Raw genomic sequence first — 18,790 nt, forward strand, 5'->3', positions numbered from 1 at the left:
TCCCCTCGTGGGAGAAGGTGCCCGAAGGGCGGATGAGGGGGCCTCCCAGCCATTCGAGCGTAGCTCTCATGGCCTCGTCATCTCAAATCGCTCCACCGGAGCGATTTGCCCTATCGGGACGATGCCGAGCCCATCGGATAGGGCAGGTATCCCACGAAGCCGGTCAGCTTCCATTGGCCGGCGACCTTGCGGCAGAAGTAGAGCGTCTGCCAGTTGAGCCGGTCGACGCCGCCATTGGCCAGCTTGATCTCGCCATCGAACTTCTTGTGCGCGATGGCGCGTTCGCCGGTGATCTCGATTTCGGTGAGGCTGGTGGCGCGGTGAATGCCGGATTCGACGTCTTCGGCATAGTCGACCGCCTGCCCTTCGCGGGCCTGGCGCAGCCATTCGTCGCGATAGGCATCAAGCGTCGGAAAACTGATGGTCCAGCCATCGGGATTGCCGGTCTTGTTACCGTGAACACCCATGAAGTCACCGGCCACGAAGTCACCCTCGACCATGGACCAGTCTGCCTGCACATAGGCGGCGATATCGCGCGGTACCAGCATGGTCCAGATCGCCGAGCGGTCCGCGTCATCGGGGAAGGGGTTTTGTGAAAGTGCCATCCGAGCTCTCTTGTCGCGACTGACCCTCGATCCTGAGGGGCGTACGCCATTCTGTTTCAAATTTTCAATTCTGTCATCCGTCGCGTAATGCGAGGATGAGGCCACATGGATACCAATTTGAACATGCTGCGCCTTTGGACGGCGATTGTCCACACCCTGAGCGCGCTTTTCGCTCTACCAACAGCCTAGAAAATCAGCAAAATGATGCCAAGTTGGGCAAATTTCCAGGGTGGCTTAAATTGGTATTGTATTGGCGTCAAAACTGTGTTGACATGACGTCAATAAGGCGCCTAGTCTTGAAAATCGTTTACACAAACGTCACCGATCCGCAGAGATCGGCGGTCTAATAAACAGGGTACGGCATCGTCATGCGGGTTGGCATAATTGGCCTTGGCTATCGACTTGGTTACCTGGCGCGGGTGTTTTCCGCGGCCCGGGACGATTTCGAGATTGTCGGCTATGTCGACCCCGAGCCTGCTGGCCTGCCCTATGCCAGGCAGCACGGCGTTTCCGTTGGCCAGTCTTTCGGCAGCCTCGACGAACTGATCGACAAGGGTGGTCTCGATCTGCTGATGGTGGGCTCGCCCAACCACATGCATCTCGAGCACATCCGCACCGGGCTGGCGCGCGGCATGAAGATCTTTGCGGAAAAGCCGGTGGTGACCTCGATTGAGGACACGATGGCGCTGGCCGAACTGATCGGGCAATACGGGTCAGACCGGGTCATGGTTGGCCTCGTTCTGCGCTATGCCCCGCTTTATGTCGAGCTGCGCAAGGCCCAGGCCGAAGGCAAGCTGGGCGATATTGCCTCCATCGAGGCTTCCGAGCACATCCCGCCCTATCACGGCGCCTTTTTCATGCGCGACTGGCGGCGGTACGAAAAGTATTCGGGCAGCTTCATGCTCGAAAAGTGCTGCCACGATCTCGACCTCTATAATGGCGTCATGGGCTGCCGCCCGCGCTATGTCGCCAGCTTCGGCGGCCGCCGAAGCTTCATTCCTGCCAATGCGCCGCAGGAGACCGGGGTCAATGACCTTGAGGTCTATCACCGCAAGCCGTCAGGCTGGCAGGGATCGGACAAGGTGTTCGACAGCGATGGCGACATCATCGATTTCCAGACCGCCATCGTTCAATACGACAATGGCGCGGCGCTGACCTTCCACACCAATCTCAATGTCCCCGACGATTTCCGGCGGTTTGCGGTGATCGGCGCCAAGGGCATGGCGGAGGGGGATTTCATCCGCAACTATTTCCGCGTCACCGATAGCCGCACCTCCGAGCGCCTCGAAGACAAGACCTTCAAGACCTCCGAGCTCAGCCAGCACTACGGCGCCGACGAGCAGATGGCCGAGGATATCCTGCGTCACCTGATCGAAGGCGTGCCGTTGCCGGTATCGGTTACCGACGCGCTTGAGGCGGGCCTATTGGCCCTGTCGATGGACGAAGCCATGGCCAATCGCTCCGTGGTCGACATGACCCCGATCTGGCAGCGCTTCGATGCTGCCCTTGGCCGCGGCAATTAAGGAGAAACGCCGATGACCAGCACCAGAAGCGCCACCCTGTTTGCCCTCGCCCTGCTGGCACCGGCCCTCATCTACATCCTGACCATCGTGGCCTATCCACTGGTCGACACGATCCTGCTCAGCTTTACCAATGCCTCGCTGCGGGCCGATTACGACTTTGTCGGCTGGGCCAATTACCAGCGTATTTTCGGCGCCGGCAATTTCACCGAAGTCATCATCCGCACCTTCATCTGGACCTTCTTCTCGGTCTCCATGAAAATGATCATTGGCATGTGCGGCGCTGTGCTGCTCAATGCCGCCATCCCCGGTCAGGCCCTGTTCCGCATTCTCACCATGCCGCCCTGGATCGTGCCCATGGCCATCGGCATCTTCATGTGGGGCTGGATGTATAACGGCCAGTTCGGGATGATTTCCGGCCTGTTGCAGAATTTCGGGCTGATCGGCGGGCCCATTGCCTTCCTCGCCTACGGCGACACCGCCTTTTGGGCGACCATCGTCACCGACGTGTGGATCGGCGTGCCCATGGTCACCATCTATTTCCTGGCCGCCATGCAGTCGATCCCGCGGGATTTGCACGAAGCTGCCTGGACCGATGGCGCTGGGCGCTTCTACCGGTTCCGCCGCATCACGCTGCCGCTGATGGTGCCCGCCATCATCACCATGAGCCTGCTTTCGCTCATCGCCACCTTCAATTCCTTCGACATCATCTGGATCCTGACCCAGGGCGGTCCGTCCGGCTCGACCACCACGATGATCATCGACACCTACAAGACCGCCATGGGCTCCCGCAAATATGGCGAAGGCGCCGCCCGCGCCGTGGTCATCTCGCTCTTCGTCACCATATTCTGCATCGTCTACTTCCGCGCGGTCCGCCGGCTCCAGCAGGGAGAAGCCAAATGAGCGACGTCGCACGCACCACCGAAGTGGCTGCCGCCGACAGCCCGGCCAGCGTCAAGCCAAAGGCCCGCCGCGGCCTGTGGTCCGCCTCCCGGCCGATGATCGATCGCTACCGGTGGCAGGAGGTCCTGGGCCTCTATGCCGGCATCGCGGTGTTCCTGTTCTTCGTCCTTGCGCCTTTCATCGAAGGGTTCCTGGTCTCGCTGAAGCCCTTGGCGCAGCTGTTTTCGACGCCCTACAGCTTCATCCCCAAGAACGGCTCGTTCGATGCCTATTTCACCATGTGGCAATCGGTGCCGGCATTGGGCATGCACATCTTCAATTCGTTCTTCATCTCGTCGGTGGTGACGCTGATCGTCATCGTCATCGTGGTGCCGGCCGCCTACGCCTTTGCCCGCTTCAATTTCACGGGCGCCGGCCTGATGCTGGGCGGGTTCCTCGCGGTCAACATGTTCTCGGGCGCTGTGCTGCTGATCCCGCTGTTCCGGCTGATGCGGACCATGGGCCTGCTCAACACCTATTGGGCAATGATCGTGCCGGGCGCCGCCTTCCTCATTCCCTCGTCCATCTGGCTATTGCGCACCTACATGCTGCGCATTCCGCGCGAGCTTGACGAGGCAGCCTGGGTCGATGGGGCAACCCGGCTCTATACGCTGCGCCGGGTCATCCTGCCGCTGGCCATGCCGGGCATCGTCGTGGTCGCGATCATGACCTTCATCGGCGCCTATGCCCAGCAATTCATCTTCGCGCTGACCTTCAATTCCAAGACCGAGTTCATGCCGCTGCCGATCGGGCTCTTCGCCTTCTTCGGCAAGCAGGAAGTGATCTGGAACGAGCTGATGGCAGCCTCTTTCGTCGGAATCCTGCCGGTCATGATCGTCATCGTGTTCCTGCAGCGCTATCTCGTCGCCGGTCTCACCGCCGGAGCCGTGAAGCAGTAACTGGAGCGTATCCAGGACAAGTGGCCGCCACTTTTCCGGTTCGGATACGCGACAATCAAGGGTTTGGAGATCGCTTGGCCCATCGGGCTGAACGACTCCAGAAGGGCCGAGGGGCCCACATCAAGGGAGACTACAAAATGCAGAAGACTATCGGTTTGGTGGCCGTTTCGATGCTGGCTCTGGCCAGCGCGACTCCGGCGGCCTTTGCCCAGGACAAGGAAATCACCTTCATCAACTGCGGCGACGAGCTCACCGCAGGCTATGCGGAAAGCTTCGCCGAGTGGGAAGCTGCCAATCCGGGCTTCAAGGTCGTTCCCGAGATCGTGGGCTGGGGCCAATGCCAGGACAAGGTGACGACGCTCGCCGCCGCCGGTACCCCGGTTGCCCTGGCCTATGTCGGCTCGCGTACCCTCAAGCAGTTCGCCCAGAACGACCTGATCGTTCCGGTGCCGATGACCGATGAGGAAAAGGCCGCTTACTACAATTACGTGCCCGATACCGTCACCTTCGACGGCACCCAGTGGGGCGTGCCGGTGGCCTTCTCCACCAAGGCTCTCTACTGGAACAAGGACCTGTTTGAAGAAGCCGGTCTCGATCCGGAAGTGCCGCCCGCGACCTGGGAAGAAAAGATCGCTTTCGCCAAGCAGATCACCGAGAACACCGATGCCGCCGGCTACGGCGCCGTCGCCAAGACCTTCGACAACACCATGCACCAGTTCCTGCATTGGGTTTACACCAATGACGGCCTGGTCATCGATGCCGATGGCAATATCACGCTGAACTCGCCGCAGGTGCTAGCCGCCCTGACCGCGCTCCGCGACATCATCCCGTTCTCCGAAGAAGGCCCGACGGCCTACGAGCAGAACGAAGTCCGCGCCATCTGGCTGGACGGCGGCGTCGCCATGATCGAGGCGTCTCCGGGTGCTGCCATCCGCGCCGAAGAAGCCGGCATGAACTGGGGTGTCGCCAACCTGCCGCTCGGCCCCGATGCCAAGGGCCCCGGCACGCTGCTGATCACCGACGCGCTGGCCGTGTTCAAGGGCACTGGTGTTGAAGACCAGGCCATCAGCCTCGCCAAGTTCCTGACCGACGGCGACCGTCAGTGGGATGCGGAAATGGCCCAGGGCCTGACCCCGCTGCGTCCGCTGCACTCCGATGACCTCGTGGCAGAGAAGCCCTATTGGAAGCCGTTCCTCGACGGTATCGAATATGGTGGTCCCGAGCCGCTGTTCACTGACTATATCGGTCTGCAGAACGTCATGATCGAAATGGTCCAGTCGGTCGTGACCGGCGCCGCCGAGCCCGAAGCTGCCCTTGAAAAGGCCGCCGGCGAACTCGAGCAGTACAAGTAAGGTCCTCCCAGACCAAGGTTGCCGCCCGGTCACGGGCGGCAACCGACCCGACACCATTCCCGCCGGAGATGCGAACCATGTCGCAGCTGAGCCTCAAGCGCCTCGAAAAATCGTTCAACGAAGCCCGCATCATCAAGGGGATCGACCTTGATGTGAGCGAGGGCGAGTTCGTGGTCTTTGTCGGCCCGTCCGGCTGTGGCAAGTCCACCCTGTTGCGCATGATCGCCGGGCTCGAGGATGTCAGCGCTGGCGAGATCGAAATCGGCGGCAATGTCGTCAACGACCTGCCGCCCGTGCAGCGCGGCATCGCCATGGTGTTCCAGTCCTATGCGCTCTATCCGCATATGAGCGTTTACGAAAATATCGCTTTCCCGCTGCGCGTCGAAAAGCTGCCACAAGCTGAAGTCGACAAGCGCGTTTCGGCGGCCGCCAAGGTGTTGCAGCTCGAAAGTCGCCTGCAGCATCGCCCCGGCCAGCTTTCGGGCGGCCAGCGCCAGCGCGTCGCCATCGGCCGCGCCATCGTGCGCCAGCCCAAGATCTTCCTGTTCGATGAGCCGCTCAGCAATCTCGACGCCGCTCTGCGCTCGGAAATGCGTATCGAGTTGATGGAACTGCACAAGCGCCTGGGCTCGACCATGGTCTATGTGACCCATGACCAGGTCGAGGCCATGACCATGGCCGACAAGATCGTGGTGCTCGATGCCGGCACCATCGCCCAGGTCGGCTCGCCGCTTGAGCTCTACCACCGGCCCGACAATCTGTTCGTCGCCGGTTTCATCGGCTCGCCGAAGATGAACTTCATCTCGGGCAAGGTCCGCGCGGCCGATGGCACCAAGGCTACCATCGACCTGGGCACGCTTGGCACGATCCAGTTGCCGCGCACCAGCACCTCCATTGCCGGGCAGGATGTGACCCTGGGCATCCGGCCCGAGCACCTCAATCTCGGCGCCGGCGATTTCACCATCGAGACCGTGCCCAATATCGTCGAGCAGCTGGGCATCCACACCATCACCTATTCCACCCTGCCGGCCGGAGAATCCTTTACCGGCCTGTTCGAGGGCAACCCCGACGTCGTCGACGGCAAACCCGTGACCCTGGGTTTCAACACCGACAAGGTGCATTTGTTCGACGCCAAGGGCCTGGCCGTGTACTGATCCCCGGCCAGGGGCAGGAGGGTGCACGGAATGCTGGACATTGTGGGCTTGTTGCAGACGGAAAAGGACGCCTTTACCCGCTCGGAACGCGCCCTGACCGAGATCGTGCTGGCCGATGTCGACAGCGTGCTCAAGATGAGCATCGTGGACCTGGCCGAACAGGGCGGGGTTTCACCCCCGACGGTAACCCGTTTCTGCCGCCGGCTCGGCTGCGACTCCTACGCCGATTTCAAGGTGCGCCTGGCCCAGTCCCGCTTCGTCGGCCAGCGCTATCTGGCGCCCGCGGAAGGTCCGACCTCCCCGCACGAGATCGCCCAGGGCGTCGTCAACGGCATCCAGTCGATCATCTACGAGACCTTCGACAATCTCGATTTCGACGCCGTCGAGCGCGCAGCCATTGGCATCGCCAAGTCCAGTTTCGTGCTCGCCTTTGGCTCGGGCGGTGCCTCATCGATGATGGCCGGGGAAATCGAAACCCGCCTGTTCCGGCTGGGGCTGAAGGTGGCGTCCACCGACGACCATCAACTGCAGTTGATGCGGGTCGCGGCCGCGCCGGCCGGCACCGTGGTGGTGGCCTTTTCCATGTCGGGCAACAATGCGCAACTTGCCAAGACGCTGACCGTGGCCGGGGAATATGGCCTGACCCGCGTGGTCGCGACACGCTCCGGCTCCATGGTCTCGGCCCAATCCGATATTCTCCTGCCGGTCAACTGGCACGAGAATGCCGATATCCTGCGGCCCACCCCCGGCCGCTACGCATTCCTGGCCACCGTCGACGTCTTGGCCCAGACCGTGGCGACCCGCATGGGGCCGACGGCGGTGGCCAGCATGCGCCGCATCAAGCACCAGCTCGTCGTCAATCGCGACGGCGACGACGCCCAGCCCCTGGGGGACTGACCTGTGGTTCCCACCAGCACCGCGCTCGTGGCCCCACCCCACCCTCAATCCCTCCCCATCAAGGGGAGGGAGGCGCAGGTTGCGATGCCAGTGTTCATCGCTTCCCTCCCCCCTGTGGGGAGGGACTGAGGGTGGGGGTACTCCGCCTACCACCCGCGCAGTGTTTCGATCGATTTCAACGACAGAGTTCCCTATGACCACATCCTTTTCCCTCGTCACCACCTGGTCACCGGCCACCGATAGCGAACCTTTGGGCTATGGTCTCGAATTGACCAATACTGGCGATCAGCCGGTCGCCAGTTTCCAGCTTGGATTTTCGGGGCCCGCCCGCATCGACCCGCACGCGACGCTCGACAACGGCAAGCTCCTCAAGCGTCTTTCCAATCACACCCTGATTGCGCCACCCGACGGGTTTGTGCTGCAGCCGGGCGAAACCTGGACCGCCACGGCCCGCGGCCTGTCCTATGGCCTGCGTCACTGGAGCGATGGCGCCAATTCGGCCTATGCGGTGCTCGAGGATGGCGGCATCATTGCCATTCCCACCGCGCCAACCCAGGGCAAGGGACACAATTCGCCCCTGCTCAAGGGCGCGGCGCGCTTTCCGGTGCCAGCCAAAGCCCCGGTTGCCCATTCCATCGTGCCCTGGCCAAACCATGTGGCAACCACCGGAGCCCGCGTGGCGCCCGTGGGCCTGGACCTGGTCCCCGAGGGTGATCTCGCCATCCGCGCTGCCGATGCCTTCGCGGACCTCACGGCCGAGCTTTTTCCGGTCGAAGCCATCGTGCGTCCGGCCTCCGAGGGCGGCATGAGCGTTCACGTCACCGAAAAGCCGGGCATGGGCGCCGAAGCCTATGAAATCGCTTTTGCCGAAAACAGCGCCGGCGTCTCCGCCTCGACCCATGCTGGACTCTTTTATGGCCTGGTGACCCTGGGACACATGTTGCGTGGCGCGCGGCTACATCCGACGACGTTCACCTGGCCAGTTGGCGGCACCATCAATGACGAACCCGGATTTTCCTTCCGGGGCAGCCATCTGGACGTGGCGCGGCAGTTCTATACCGGCGCCGAGGTCAGCCGGCTGATCCGCATCATGGCCTGGAACAAGATGAACCGGTTCCACTGGCACCTGACCGAGGACGAGGCCTGGCGCCTGGAAATCGACGCCTACCCGCAATTGACCGAAATCGCTGCCTGGCGCGGGCATGGCAAGGCGCTGCCGCCGCTGCTCGGGTCGGGTCCGCAGCCCAGCGGCGGCTATTACAGCAAGAAGGTGGTGCGCGAGATCGTCGCCCTGGCCGATGACCTGGCCATTGCCGTCATCCCCGAAATCGACATGCCCGGCCACTTCTATGCGGCCCTGCAGGCGCTGCCTGAATTGCGCGATCCGGCCGAAGAGGGCGAATATCAATCGGTCCAGGGCTTTCCAAACAACAGCCTCAACCCGGCCCACGAGCCGGTCTATCGCTTCATCGAAACGGTAATCGATGAAACCCTGGAGCTGTTTCCGGCCGGTATCTTCCACCTGGGCGCCGACGAGGTGCCACTGGCAGCCTGGTCGGGCTCGCCGCTGGCGCTCGACATGCTGGAAAAGCTCGCCGGCCCGGCCATGCGCCAGAAGCACGAAGCCCAGTTCAATCAATTGGGCAATCACCACGGAGCCGACGAGATCGAAGGTTCGCCCACCGCGATTCTGCAGGCCGAATTCATCAAGCGCGTCCATCAGTACATCGCCTCCAAGGGCGCCATAACCGGCGGCTGGGAAGAGGCGGCGCATGGGGACGCGGTGGCCAAGGACAAGGCCTATGTCATCGGCTGGCGCAATGTCGAGATCAATGCCGCGCTGGCCGAACGCGGCTTCGACATCGTCGTTTCCCCTGGTCAGCGTTATTATCTCGACATGGCCAATGGCGTCTCCTGGGCCGAACCCGGTGCCGGCTGGGCCGGCTGGTCAGGCCCGCAGGAAACCTATGAATTCGAGGCGCGTGCGGGCTTCTCCGAGGCCGGGCTCAAGCATCTTCTCGGCATCCAGAGCTGCATCTGGTCCGAGAGCATGACCGATCGGGCCATCTTCGACCGGCTGGTCTTTCCACGCCTTTCGGCCATTGCCGAAGCCGGCTGGACCCTGCCCGAGCGCAAGAGCTGGGATCGCTTCAAATCCATGGTTGGCCTGATGCCGATCATGTACGGCCACTGGGCCGCCGAATAGACCCGATGGGCGGTCAGGGCGTTGTCCTGGCCGCCCCCTTTGGCTGCAACTGACCCGCGGTGACCACGGTCATCACCAGAAGCGGGATCAGGATGGTGAAGGCGAAGCGCACCCCAAAGCCCTGCGCCACGGCACCGATCAGGGCCGGCGCTCCCAGATTGACCAGTTGAAACACCAGCGTCACCGCCGCCACGTTCTGTGACGCCGGGCGGTCGCCGATGCGCGCGGCGGCCGAGAGCATGAGCGGGTAGAGGACGCAGATCCCGAGCCCAACCATTACGAAGCCCATTAGCGCCAATCCGGCATTGGGCGCGAGGCCGACGGTGATCAGGCCGGCAATTGCCAGTGAGGCGAGCCAGCGCGCCATGGGGACCGTGCCGACCCGATCGAGCACGCGATCCGCCATGAGCCGGCCAGCGGCCATCGCCGCCACAAGCGCGGGCAGGGCGAGCGACTGTATCCAGGGCGCAACCTCGAAACTGTCGCGCAGATAGATGATCGACCAGGCCCGGGCCGCGCCTTCGGTCAGGCCGGCCCCGAGGCCAAAGGCCACGAGCCCCATGGTCGCCAATGTCGGCAGGGCCAGGCGCCTTTTGGTTTGCGCCGTGTGCGGCCGCTCCGGTGTGATGGCCATGGGCAGCGCCACGACAAACAAGGCGCCAATCAGCACCGGGGCCATCAGGCCCAGATGCCAGGCCGGCGACACGCCGACGCCGCGCATGAGCGCACCGACCAGCGCAGTCACCAAAAAGCCGATGCTCCACACACCGTGGCAGGTGTTCATGATGCGCGCGCCGGTGGCCGCCTCGACGCGGTCTGCCTCGACATTGATGGCAATATTGGTCAGCGAGAAGCCCACGCCATTGGCCGCCAGCAGCAGGAACATGGCAACCGGATGCAGCAGCAGCCCAATGAGCGCCGTGGTGCAGATCACCACCGGCAGCATGACCATCAGGACACGCCGCGGTCCGAACCGCTCGATGATGCTGCTCGAAATCAGGAACATCGGCAGCCCGCCCGCCGGCTGGCCCACGAGGATGAGGCCGAGCTGGGCTTCGCTCAGCCCCATCATCTCCTGCAGGTCGGGAATGCGGGTATGCACCGCGCCGACGGCCAGGGCGTGAATGAAGAAGAGCGCGATAATGCGCCAATGCGCAACCATGAGGGTCTCGGACGTTCGAGTTGGCAGGGGCCAGCGCTATGCGCGCGGGCCGGGATCCATGAGCACATGGATCCGATCGGCACCCATGCGGGCGAGTTTGAGCATCAGTGTCTTGCGCCTCGCCGGGGCGAGGGGCGTATCTGGGCTGTCGCGCAGAATGGCCCCATCATGGCCGTCAGCCACGATCAGGCCCTCGCTTTGGGGGAAGATATCGGCATCGAGCTCCGGCGGCTTGGCGAAAAAGAACCGGTCCGAGAATTCCCGATACTCGGGCCATTTGCGGTCGACCTGGAAATCGATGAGGCTCGACTTGATCTCGATGATCCAGATTTCCCCCTTGGGCCCCACCGCCAGCACATCGGCGCGCCGGCCATTGGCCAGCGGCACTTCGGCATAGCAGGCCATGTCGTGCCGCTCGCGCAGCATCCGCATGACGCCCCTTTGCACCCGCAGCGCCGTCGCCGATTGGCGCAGGTCGACAATGGGCGGCAGGTCCTCAGCCATTGGGCGGCAGCGGTTCGGGCGCCACGCCCTGCGGCAGGTCGAGCTTGCGGTGCCCCAGGGCAAAGCTCGATGCCCAGAGGCCGGCCAGAAGCAGCGGCAGGCAGACGAGATAGGATGCGCGGATATTGATGTATTCGGCGACAAAGCCCAGCAGCGGCGGGGCGAGGAAGAACACCACGAAACTGACCTGGCCCAAGGCGGCCACATTGACGGCAGCCGGGCGGTCCGTGCGCTGCGCGGCAGCGGAAACGGCCAGTGGATAGACCGCCGAACAGCCCGCACCCATCAGCGCGAAACCCGCCAGGGCCAGTTCTGGCATGGGCGCGGTGCCGACCAGCAGCGCCCCGATGCTGGCGCAGGTCAGCATGACCATGGCGACATTGCGCGGGCCATAACGGGCAACGATCGGGTCGGCGGTCAGGCGCATCACGGCCATGAAAAAGGCAAACAGGGTCAGGCCCATGCCGCCCAAAAGGGGCTCCACGGCGAACACGTCGCGCATGTAGATGGCGGACCAGTCGATCCCGGCGCCCTCGACCAGGAAGGCGGCAAAACCGATGAGGCACAGCGGCAACAGACCGAGATTGGGGAAGGCGATCCTGTGCCCGCCATCCTCGGCCCGGCCGCGATTGGGCTTTGGCGTATTGGTGGCCCCGAAGATGAGATAGCCGCCGATGACCACGATGATCGTCGCCATGATCAAAAGGTGCAGACCCGCCGACAGGCCGGACTGGCGGATCATGGCGCCGAAGAGGGCGGTGATGAAGAAGCCGACGCTCCAGAAACCATGCGCCCGGTTCATGAAGCGCTTGCCGGTCATGGCTTCGAGGCGGTCGATCTCGACATTGAGGTTGATCTCGAGCGCCCCCGACATCAATCCCACGATCAGCAGCACGCCGAACACAGCCGGCGCGTTCGGCAGCCACGGCACGGTAGCGAACAGGATGGCCGGCCCCAGCGTGGTGATGAAGGCGGTGGTGCGGAAACCCAGGCGTTCGATCACCGGGGCACCGAAGGTCAGCGAGATCAGCGAGCCGATGGCCATGCCGATCATGGTGAGGCCGAGTTGACCCTCGGTAACACCCAGATGCGTCTGGATGTCCGGCAGGCGCGACATCAGCGCGCCGGTGATGACGGCAAAGAAAAAGAAGCAGGCATAGATGCGGTGCTGCGCAGCGATCACGGCGTCACCACGCGGCTGACCGGCTTGGGCGCCAGGACATGAGCGGTCGCCAGGCCCAGAAGCACCAGCGGCAGGCCGACCCCGAAGGTCCACTGGATGCCGTAGTGTTCGGCAATGAAGCCGAGGAGCGGCGGCCCCAGCAGGAAGGCGGTGAAGGAGAACTGCGCCAATGCCGCCACGTTGATGGCGGCAGGGCGATCGGTCTGTTGCGCCGCTGCCGACATGGCCAGGGGGAACAGCGCGCTCGAGCCGATGCCGATCAGCGCGAAACCAAGATAGGCCATGAAGGCCGAGGGCATCAGGAAGACGATGACCACGCCAATGCCGAGCACGCTCAGCAGCGTGCGCGCCACCACGACCGGGCTGAAGCGGTCGACGAAGCCATCGGCGAAGAAGCGCGCGAAGGCCTGCGAGCCGGCGACCACGGCGACGGCGAAACCGGCCCAGAACGGCTCGGCGCCGAACACGTCACGCATATAGATGGCCGACCAGTCGATGCCCGCGCCCTCCATCAGCATGGCGGACAGGCACACCGCAACAAGCATCATGATGGCCAGGGTCGGCTTGGCGAGGCGCGGTGTTTCTTCCGTGCTCGACCCGGTGCGGTGGGCCGCGGGTTGGAACTGGCCGAGCACGACAAGCGTCGCAACAAGGATCACCGGGATCATGATCATCAGGTGCCATTGCGGGGCAAGGCCCGTCTGGGCGACGAAGGAGCCGACCACGCCGGCGCCGAAAAAGCCGAGGCTCCAGAACGCATGGGCGCGGCTCATGATCCGGCGGCCGATGGCGTGCTCGACGCGGTCGGCTTCGATATTGATGATGATCTCGATGGCCCCGATGGTCAGGCCCACCGGGACAAGGGCGAGGAAGAACAGCACCGGATCCTGCGCCCACATGGCCAGGGCGTAGAGCACCGAGAGCAGCGGGATGGCGCAGAGCAGGACCCGCCGGTAGCCGATGGCCTCGATGATGCGCCCGGCAAAGGTGAGCGAGATCAGCGTGCCGACGGCCGAGCCGATCAGCGACAGCCCGAGCAGTCCTTCAGCGACACCCATGGCGCGCTGGATATCGGGCAGGCGCGGGAACATCGAGCCCATGCAGAATGAATAAACGAAGAACGCCCCATAGACCTTGATCTGGGGCGGCGCGGAAATGCCGAATCGCATGTCAGGAAATGCTCAAATGGTCAGTACCGCCGGACGCTATGACATTTTTGCACCAGTGAGAATAGCGACCCGCAAGGGAACGGGACTTGCAATTTGCAACGATGCAAATTCGTCACACGGTTTCCACATGGCGGCTATCGCTGAGTACGCTGACCCCGGTCGAAATGTGGCGCACGATCTCGATCCGCCGGTGCTGGCCGCCCATGCTCAGCCGCGTATCGGCTCCCCGGTCCGGCAACTGGCCGCGTCCACGCCGGTCCGGCCCGAAATAGCTGGCGGTTTCATAATAGGTGAGCGGCGTCCCGATCTGGCGGGCGAGCCGGTCGATAACCCGCTGGCGGCTGAAGGGCATGGTGATGATATCGTCAAAGCCCATATTGATGCAGGCGCCGATCTCCTCGGCCGAGGCGGCATCGGTGAAATAGATCATCGGTGAGAACCGCAGGCGCCGATTGGCGCTGAAGCGAATGGAATCGGCGACCTGGCGGTAGGGGGACAGGTTTTTCGTGGCCGCAAACAGGAAGAAGCAGATCGGGGTGTGGGCGAGCTGGTGCGCGGCCTGCGAGAGGCCGGAAAACGGCGCCGTGCCCTCAAAGCCAACGCTGCGCGCCACGTCCGACAGGGCGTCGCCCGGCCGGTTGGCCGTTTCAACGATATAGGCGTAAGCGCGCATTCCCAGCTGCCACTTTTTTGCGTCCGGTCAGTATTTTAGCCGCAAGCTGCTAAAATCCGGCTAATGCACGGTCAGGGCCTGCATCAGGGAGCAGCCCCTTCGCCACGCATCAGGGCGCCATGTTCACGCATCAGGCTGGCAATGCGTTCGGTCACTGCCCGCACGGCCGGAGTGTGGCGTTCCTCGTGGTGGCAGACCAGCCAGAGTTCGGTCTCGAGTTCGGGAACCGGCCCAGCCATGCGGCTGAGCCGGGGGTCGCTATCGCCCACGAAACAGGGAAAGACCGAGATACCGGCGCCCGCTGCCACCAGTTCGAGCACCGACATGACATCATTGCCGCGGGTCGCGATGCGATCGCCATGCCGCGCGTGGAGCCAGCGGGCCGAGCGGGTCTGGGCCCCGTCGCCCGCCAGGCCGACGAAGTAGCCGGCGGCCACGCCGCTTGTCAGTTCGGGCCGGGCATAGAGGCCATAGGCCACCTTGCCGATAAGCCTGCCGGCCAGCCACTGCTCGCTCGGCCGTTCGTTGCGGATGCCGATATCGGCATGGCGCCGGCCGATATCCACCTTCTGGCTGCCGGTGACGAGCTCGACACCGAAGCGGTCGCCGGCGGTCCATATCTGTGCGACGTGGCGGGCGAGAAAGGCCGAGGTCCAGGCACCGGCCGAAATGCGCACCATACGTTCGCCGATGGTCCCGTCTTTCCAGCGTTTCAGTGCCATCATCGCCGCCTCGACCTCTTCGGCGCGCAGAAGCAGGTCCTCGCCGGACGGGGTCAGGCGATAGCCGGTCTGGCTGCGCACGAACAGCGGCTCGCCCACCTGCCGTTCGAGGGCCGTTACCCGCCGGCCCAGCGTCGCGGCTGAAAGCCCGGTGGTCTGGGTAGCCGCGCTCAGCCCGCCGAGCCGGGCGACGTCCAGAAACAGTCTCAGATCGTCCCAGGAGAAGTCCATTTTTCAATTCTGAAATGGATGTTGCAATGCTGATTGTAGCGAAAATACCTGAATTTGCGCAAGTATCTGCTCAGCGACATTGATCGCCGGACCTAATTTCAGACCAAAATCCGCATTTTTGAAAAATGCAAAACCACGTGCCGTCCCGGCTTGGGCGGGCACAAGGAGACAGACATGTTTGATCCCATCACGAGACGTTTTGCCCGGTGGCGGCTGCGGGCCGAAACCCGGCGCAAGCTGGCCATGCTCGACAATCGGCTGTTGGCCGATATTGGCACCGAGCGGTCGGCTATCGGCGATTTCGTCACCCGGAAGCTTGACGAAGAGGAGTGCGGACAATGCCTTTGATGCGAGAACTCGGCCGGACCGGACGCATGGCCGGCGCGGTGGGCATGGGCTGCTGGGCCATTGGTGGGCACTTCACGCTCCATGGTCTCAATGACGGCTGGGGGGACGTTGACGACGCCCAGTCGGTCAGGGCCATCCACACCGGGCTCGATCTGGGCGCCACCCTGTTTGACACGGCCGATGCCTATGGCACCGGACATAGCGAGGACATTCTGGGCATAGCCCTGCGTCAACGGCGCCATGAGGTGGTGATCGCCACCAAGTTTGGCTTCACCTATGACCGCAGCACCAGGGCGCTGGGAGACATCGATGTGTCGCCCGCCTATATCGAAACGGCCAATGCGCGCTCGCTCGAGCGGCTCGGAATCGACTGCATAGACCTCTACCAGATCCACCCGGGCGAGTTGACCGACGATCAGGCCGACGCAGCTGCCGAGGCGCTGGAGGGTCTGGTGGAGCGGGGGCGCATCGCCGCCTGGGGATGGAGCACGGACAATGCCGAAGCCGCTCGGCGCATGCTGGTCTATCCGCATTTCGCGGCCATTCAGCAGGAACTCAATGTGCTCCATGATGGCCCGGACATGCTGGCCCTATGCGCCGAAACTGGCCTCGCGAGCCTCAATCGCTCGCCGCTGGCCATGGGGCTGTTGTCGGGAAAATTCTCGGTCAAGACGCAGTTCAAAACGGACGACGTCCGCGGCGCCGGTCATGCCTGGGTCCGGCACTTCCACAATGGCCGGCCCGCTCCGGAAGTGCTCGCACGGCTCTCGGACCTGCGAGACCTGTTGACCAGCAATGGCCGCACACCGGCACAGGGGGCGCTGGCCTGGCTGCTGGCGCGCTCGCCCCACACCTTCCCCATCCCCGGATTCAAGACCGAGGCTCAGGTCCGCGACAATCTGGGGGCACTGGATAAGGGACCGCTGCCGGCGGCGATCATGGCCGATATCGACAGGGTCCTGTCCCGGCCGCTGGCGGCAGCCGAATGAAAAAGGGCCGCCCGGCATCCCGGGCGGCCCAAAAATCCAAAGAGGCGAACCGGCCTATTGCAGGCAGACGGTGGTGACGCCGCGATTGCGGAAGCCGAGCGCGGTGGCCGCGGCCTTGGACAGGTCGATAATGCGCTTGCCGTGGAAGGGACCACGATCGTTGATGGTGACTTCAACGCTGTTGCCGGTCGACTGGTCGGTGACCTGAACCTTGGTGCCGAATGGCAGGGTGCGGTGGGCTGCCGTCATGGCATTTTCGTTGAAGATTTCTCCCGAGGCGGCCCGCTTCCCGTTGAAGCCCGGGCCATACCAGGAGGCGCCGCCACATTGGGCATAGGCTGCACTGGAAAAGGTCAAAACACTGGCAGCACAAATGGCGGCGATTACGGCTTTCTTAGTCAATGATCCTGAGCTCGCAGAAGTTGTCGATGGCGGGTGAGTATCGAGCGCCAACGGCCGGATTATGGGCGGATCTGCCCCAATGCCGCCAAGACCGGCCTTTGTTGCCTCCGCGCCGCAGGTAAATCAGGTCTTGCCGCGGCCCGACTGCGTTAGGACTTCCGAAATACTAAAATCTGAATCCGCCAATCCGGGTGTTATTTGCCATCACCAGGCCTCGATTGCCGGATTGGCAGAATGAGTTTGCGCGGTGTGGCCATGGTGCAACGGTTCCGTCAAACCTGACCCGGCGGGCCATTTTGTGCGGTTCCGGGCCAGGAAACCGGGTGCAGTCCACGCCTTGGCAGGGGCTTTTGGGCCGGAATGTGGCGGCAAACGGGCGTTTGAGAGCGCCTGGCCCGCGAGTTCACGCAATAAAAAAGGCGGTGGTTGTGCCACCGCCTCCAGTTGCTGTCAGGGAGACAGGATTAGTTCTGCGGCTGCGGAACGATGCGCAGATAGGGCTTCAGCTCCGTCCAGCCTTCGGGATACTTGGTCTTGGCCTGTTCATTGCTCACGGCAGGAACGATGATGACGTCCTCGCCGCTCTTCCAGTTGACCGGCGTCGCCACCTGGTGCTTGGCCGTCAATTGCAGGCTGTCGATGACCCGCAGCACTTCATTGAAGTTGCGGCCGGTCGAGGCAGGATATTCGATCTTGAGCTTGACCTTCTTGTCCGGCCCGATGACGAAGACCGACCGCACGGTGAGCGTGTTGTCGGCATTGGGGTGGATCATGTCATAAAGGCGCGCCACCTTGCCTTCGGTATCGGCCAGGAGCGGGAAGTTGAGCGCCGCACCCTGGGTTTCCTCGATGTCCTTGGCCCAGCCGCCATGATCTTCGAGCTTGTCGACCGACAGGCCCAGCACCTTTACGCCGCGCTTTTCGAATTCCGGCTTCAGCTTGGCGGTATAGCCCAGCTCGGTCGTGCAGACCGGCGTGAAATTCTTGGGATGGCTGAACAGGACCGCCCAGGAGCCGTCGATGTAATCGTGGAAATGGACGGTGCCTTCGGTCGATTCAAGGGTGAAGTCGGGGGCGGTGTCGCCGATCAGGATAGCCATGATATTTGTCCTTCATCTGCCGGGGGCGGTCTGAAATGCCGTTGATTGAGAATATCGTACCCCAGGTCGCCATATGAAACGGCCTGAGGTAGAATGCTTTTGCATTATCGGGCGCGGCCTGGACACACAATTGCGGTTCGCCGCCAGCCGCTGGAAAAGTGCGAAAACTACTCGCCGGTGACCATGACCGAGCCCTGCATGGGCTGGGCCTGCGGCGCGCCATTGGTCCAGGTGACGTCGATGCCGTTGAGCGGCACCACGGAAAGGCTCATCTTGCCCGAGCCCTGCTGGATTTCGCGGGCATGGGCCAGGTAGATCAGCGAATTGTTGGCGGCGTCGTAAACGCGGGTCACCCGCAGCGATTTCCAGATCAGCGACCGCCCCTGCTGGAAGATTTCCTCTCCACCGGCGCTGGTGCGAATATCGCCCACGGTCACCGGCCCGTTCGCCGAGCAATCGAGCGCCGAATAGGATGGGTCCTCGAACCAGTTGCCCTGGCTCATCCGGTCGATGAACGAGCGATTGAAAAACGCCAGATGGCAGACCACGCCATCGACTTCGGGATCGGCCACGGCCTCGATGGAAATGTCATTGCCGGTCCAGTCGACCCCGACATTGCCCACCTCGCCGCTCCGCCCGCAGGCGGCAAGGGCAACTAGCGCGGTGGCAGCTACGGCGAACTTGGCAATGGCATGCATAGAGAACCTCCAGATGATGCGCCAAACATGGTGC

At 63.2% G+C, this 18,790-nt stretch carries 19 protein-coding genes; 9 read left to right on the forward strand and 10 right to left on the reverse strand.

Features of this window, described 5'->3' with window-relative positions:
- Positions 1–110: 110 nt before the first annotated feature.
- Positions 111–605 (reverse strand): hypothetical protein, encoded by a 495-nt coding sequence (locus tag KIT02_RS14845; RefSeq protein ID WP_297579253.1) that lies wholly within the window; start codon positions 603–605, stop codon positions 111–113.
- Positions 606–973: 368 nt separating this feature from the next.
- On the opposite strand from KIT02_RS14845, the gene KIT02_RS14850 reads away from it, so the two are divergent.
- The 7 genes from KIT02_RS14850 (at position 974) to KIT02_RS14880 (ending at position 9,575) form a co-directional block, all read left to right on the forward strand.
- Complete coding sequence (locus KIT02_RS14850; protein ID WP_297579256.1) at positions 974–2,128, forward strand: Gfo/Idh/MocA family oxidoreductase; 1,155 nt, start codon at positions 974–976, stop codon at positions 2,126–2,128.
- A 12-nt stretch (positions 2,129–2,140) separates the two neighbouring features.
- On the forward strand, positions 2,141–3,028 hold the full coding sequence (locus KIT02_RS14855; protein WP_297579259.1) for a sugar ABC transporter permease: 888 nt from the start codon (positions 2,141–2,143) through the stop codon (positions 3,026–3,028).
- A 95-nt stretch (positions 3,029–3,123) separates the two neighbouring features.
- A complete protein-coding gene (locus KIT02_RS14860) occupies positions 3,124–3,966 on the forward strand; it encodes a carbohydrate ABC transporter permease (RefSeq protein ID WP_297585342.1) in 843 nt (280 codons plus the stop codon).
- A 137-nt stretch (positions 3,967–4,103) separates the two neighbouring features.
- Positions 4,104–5,318: an extracellular solute-binding protein gene (locus tag KIT02_RS14865; protein WP_297579267.1), complete on the forward strand. Its 1,215-nt coding sequence runs from the start codon at positions 4,104–4,106 to the stop codon at positions 5,316–5,318.
- Positions 5,319–5,395: 77 nt separating this feature from the next.
- Positions 5,396–6,472 carry a sn-glycerol-3-phosphate ABC transporter ATP-binding protein UgpC gene (ugpC, locus tag KIT02_RS14870; RefSeq protein ID WP_297579270.1) on the forward strand — a complete coding sequence of 359 codons (1,077 nt, stop codon included), beginning with the start codon at positions 5,396–5,398 and terminating at the stop codon, positions 6,470–6,472.
- 30 nt (positions 6,473–6,502) lie between these two features.
- Entirely contained in the window at positions 6,503–7,369 is an 867-nt protein-coding gene (locus tag KIT02_RS14875) for a MurR/RpiR family transcriptional regulator (RefSeq protein WP_297579273.1), read from the forward strand.
- 193 nt (positions 7,370–7,562) lie between these two features.
- Positions 7,563–9,575, forward strand: a complete 2,013-nt coding sequence (locus KIT02_RS14880; protein ID WP_297579276.1) for a beta-N-acetylhexosaminidase — start codon at positions 7,563–7,565, stop codon at positions 9,573–9,575.
- A gap of 13 nt (positions 9,576–9,588) precedes the next feature.
- Here the strand turns inward: KIT02_RS14880 and KIT02_RS14885 are convergent, their stop codons facing one another.
- The 6 genes from KIT02_RS14885 to KIT02_RS14910 form a co-directional block, all read right to left on the reverse strand.
- A complete protein-coding gene (locus KIT02_RS14885) occupies positions 9,589–10,737 on the reverse strand; it encodes an MFS transporter (protein WP_297579279.1) in 1,149 nt (382 codons plus the stop codon).
- Between the two features lie 36 nt (positions 10,738–10,773).
- Positions 10,774–11,241, reverse strand: coding sequence for an MmcB family DNA repair protein (locus KIT02_RS14890; RefSeq protein WP_297579282.1), 468 nt, complete (start codon positions 11,239–11,241; stop codon positions 10,774–10,776).
- Entirely contained in the window at positions 11,234–12,424 is a 1,191-nt protein-coding gene (locus KIT02_RS14895; protein WP_297579284.1) for an MFS transporter, read from the reverse strand. Before KIT02_RS14895 ends, KIT02_RS14890 begins: the two co-directional genes overlap by 8 nt.
- Positions 12,421–13,593 carry an MFS transporter gene (locus KIT02_RS14900; protein WP_297579288.1) on the reverse strand — a complete coding sequence of 391 codons (1,173 nt, stop codon included), beginning with the start codon at positions 13,591–13,593 and terminating at the stop codon, positions 12,421–12,423. The genes KIT02_RS14895 and KIT02_RS14900 overlap by 4 nt, the downstream gene beginning before the upstream one ends.
- Positions 13,594–13,705: 112 nt before the next feature.
- A complete protein-coding gene (locus KIT02_RS14905) occupies positions 13,706–14,266 on the reverse strand; it encodes a hypothetical protein (RefSeq protein ID WP_297579291.1) in 561 nt (186 codons plus the stop codon).
- An 83-nt stretch (positions 14,267–14,349) separates the two neighbouring features.
- Positions 14,350–15,219: a LysR family transcriptional regulator gene (locus KIT02_RS14910; RefSeq protein WP_297579294.1), complete on the reverse strand. Its 870-nt coding sequence runs from the start codon at positions 15,217–15,219 to the stop codon at positions 14,350–14,352.
- A gap of 174 nt (positions 15,220–15,393) precedes the next feature.
- On the opposite strand from KIT02_RS14910, the gene KIT02_RS14915 reads away from it, so the two are divergent.
- Entirely contained in the window at positions 15,394–15,567 is a 174-nt protein-coding gene (locus tag KIT02_RS14915) for a DUF1127 domain-containing protein (RefSeq protein ID WP_297579297.1), read from the forward strand.
- Entirely contained in the window at positions 15,558–16,556 is a 999-nt protein-coding gene (locus tag KIT02_RS14920) for an aldo/keto reductase (protein ID WP_297579299.1), read from the forward strand. Before KIT02_RS14915 ends, KIT02_RS14920 begins: the two co-directional genes overlap by 10 nt.
- A 54-nt stretch (positions 16,557–16,610) precedes the next feature.
- On the opposite strand, the gene KIT02_RS14925 is transcribed toward KIT02_RS14920, so the two are convergent.
- From KIT02_RS14925 to KIT02_RS14935, 3 genes are all read right to left on the reverse strand, one after another.
- Positions 16,611–16,958: a septal ring lytic transglycosylase RlpA family protein gene (locus tag KIT02_RS14925; RefSeq protein ID WP_297579302.1), complete on the reverse strand. Its 348-nt coding sequence runs from the start codon at positions 16,956–16,958 to the stop codon at positions 16,611–16,613.
- Positions 16,959–17,422: 464 nt separating this feature from the next.
- Positions 17,423–18,058 (reverse strand): peroxiredoxin, encoded by a 636-nt coding sequence (locus KIT02_RS14930; RefSeq protein WP_297579305.1) that lies wholly within the window; start codon positions 18,056–18,058, stop codon positions 17,423–17,425.
- Between the two features lie 167 nt (positions 18,059–18,225).
- Positions 18,226–18,756 (reverse strand): CreA family protein, encoded by a 531-nt coding sequence (locus KIT02_RS14935; protein WP_297579308.1) that lies wholly within the window; start codon positions 18,754–18,756, stop codon positions 18,226–18,228.
- Between the last annotated feature and the right edge of the window lie 34 nt (positions 18,757–18,790).

Origin of the sequence: Devosia sp., from assembly GCF_025809055.1 — a bacterium.
Taxonomy (GTDB): domain Bacteria; phylum Pseudomonadota; class Alphaproteobacteria; order Rhizobiales; family Devosiaceae; genus Devosia.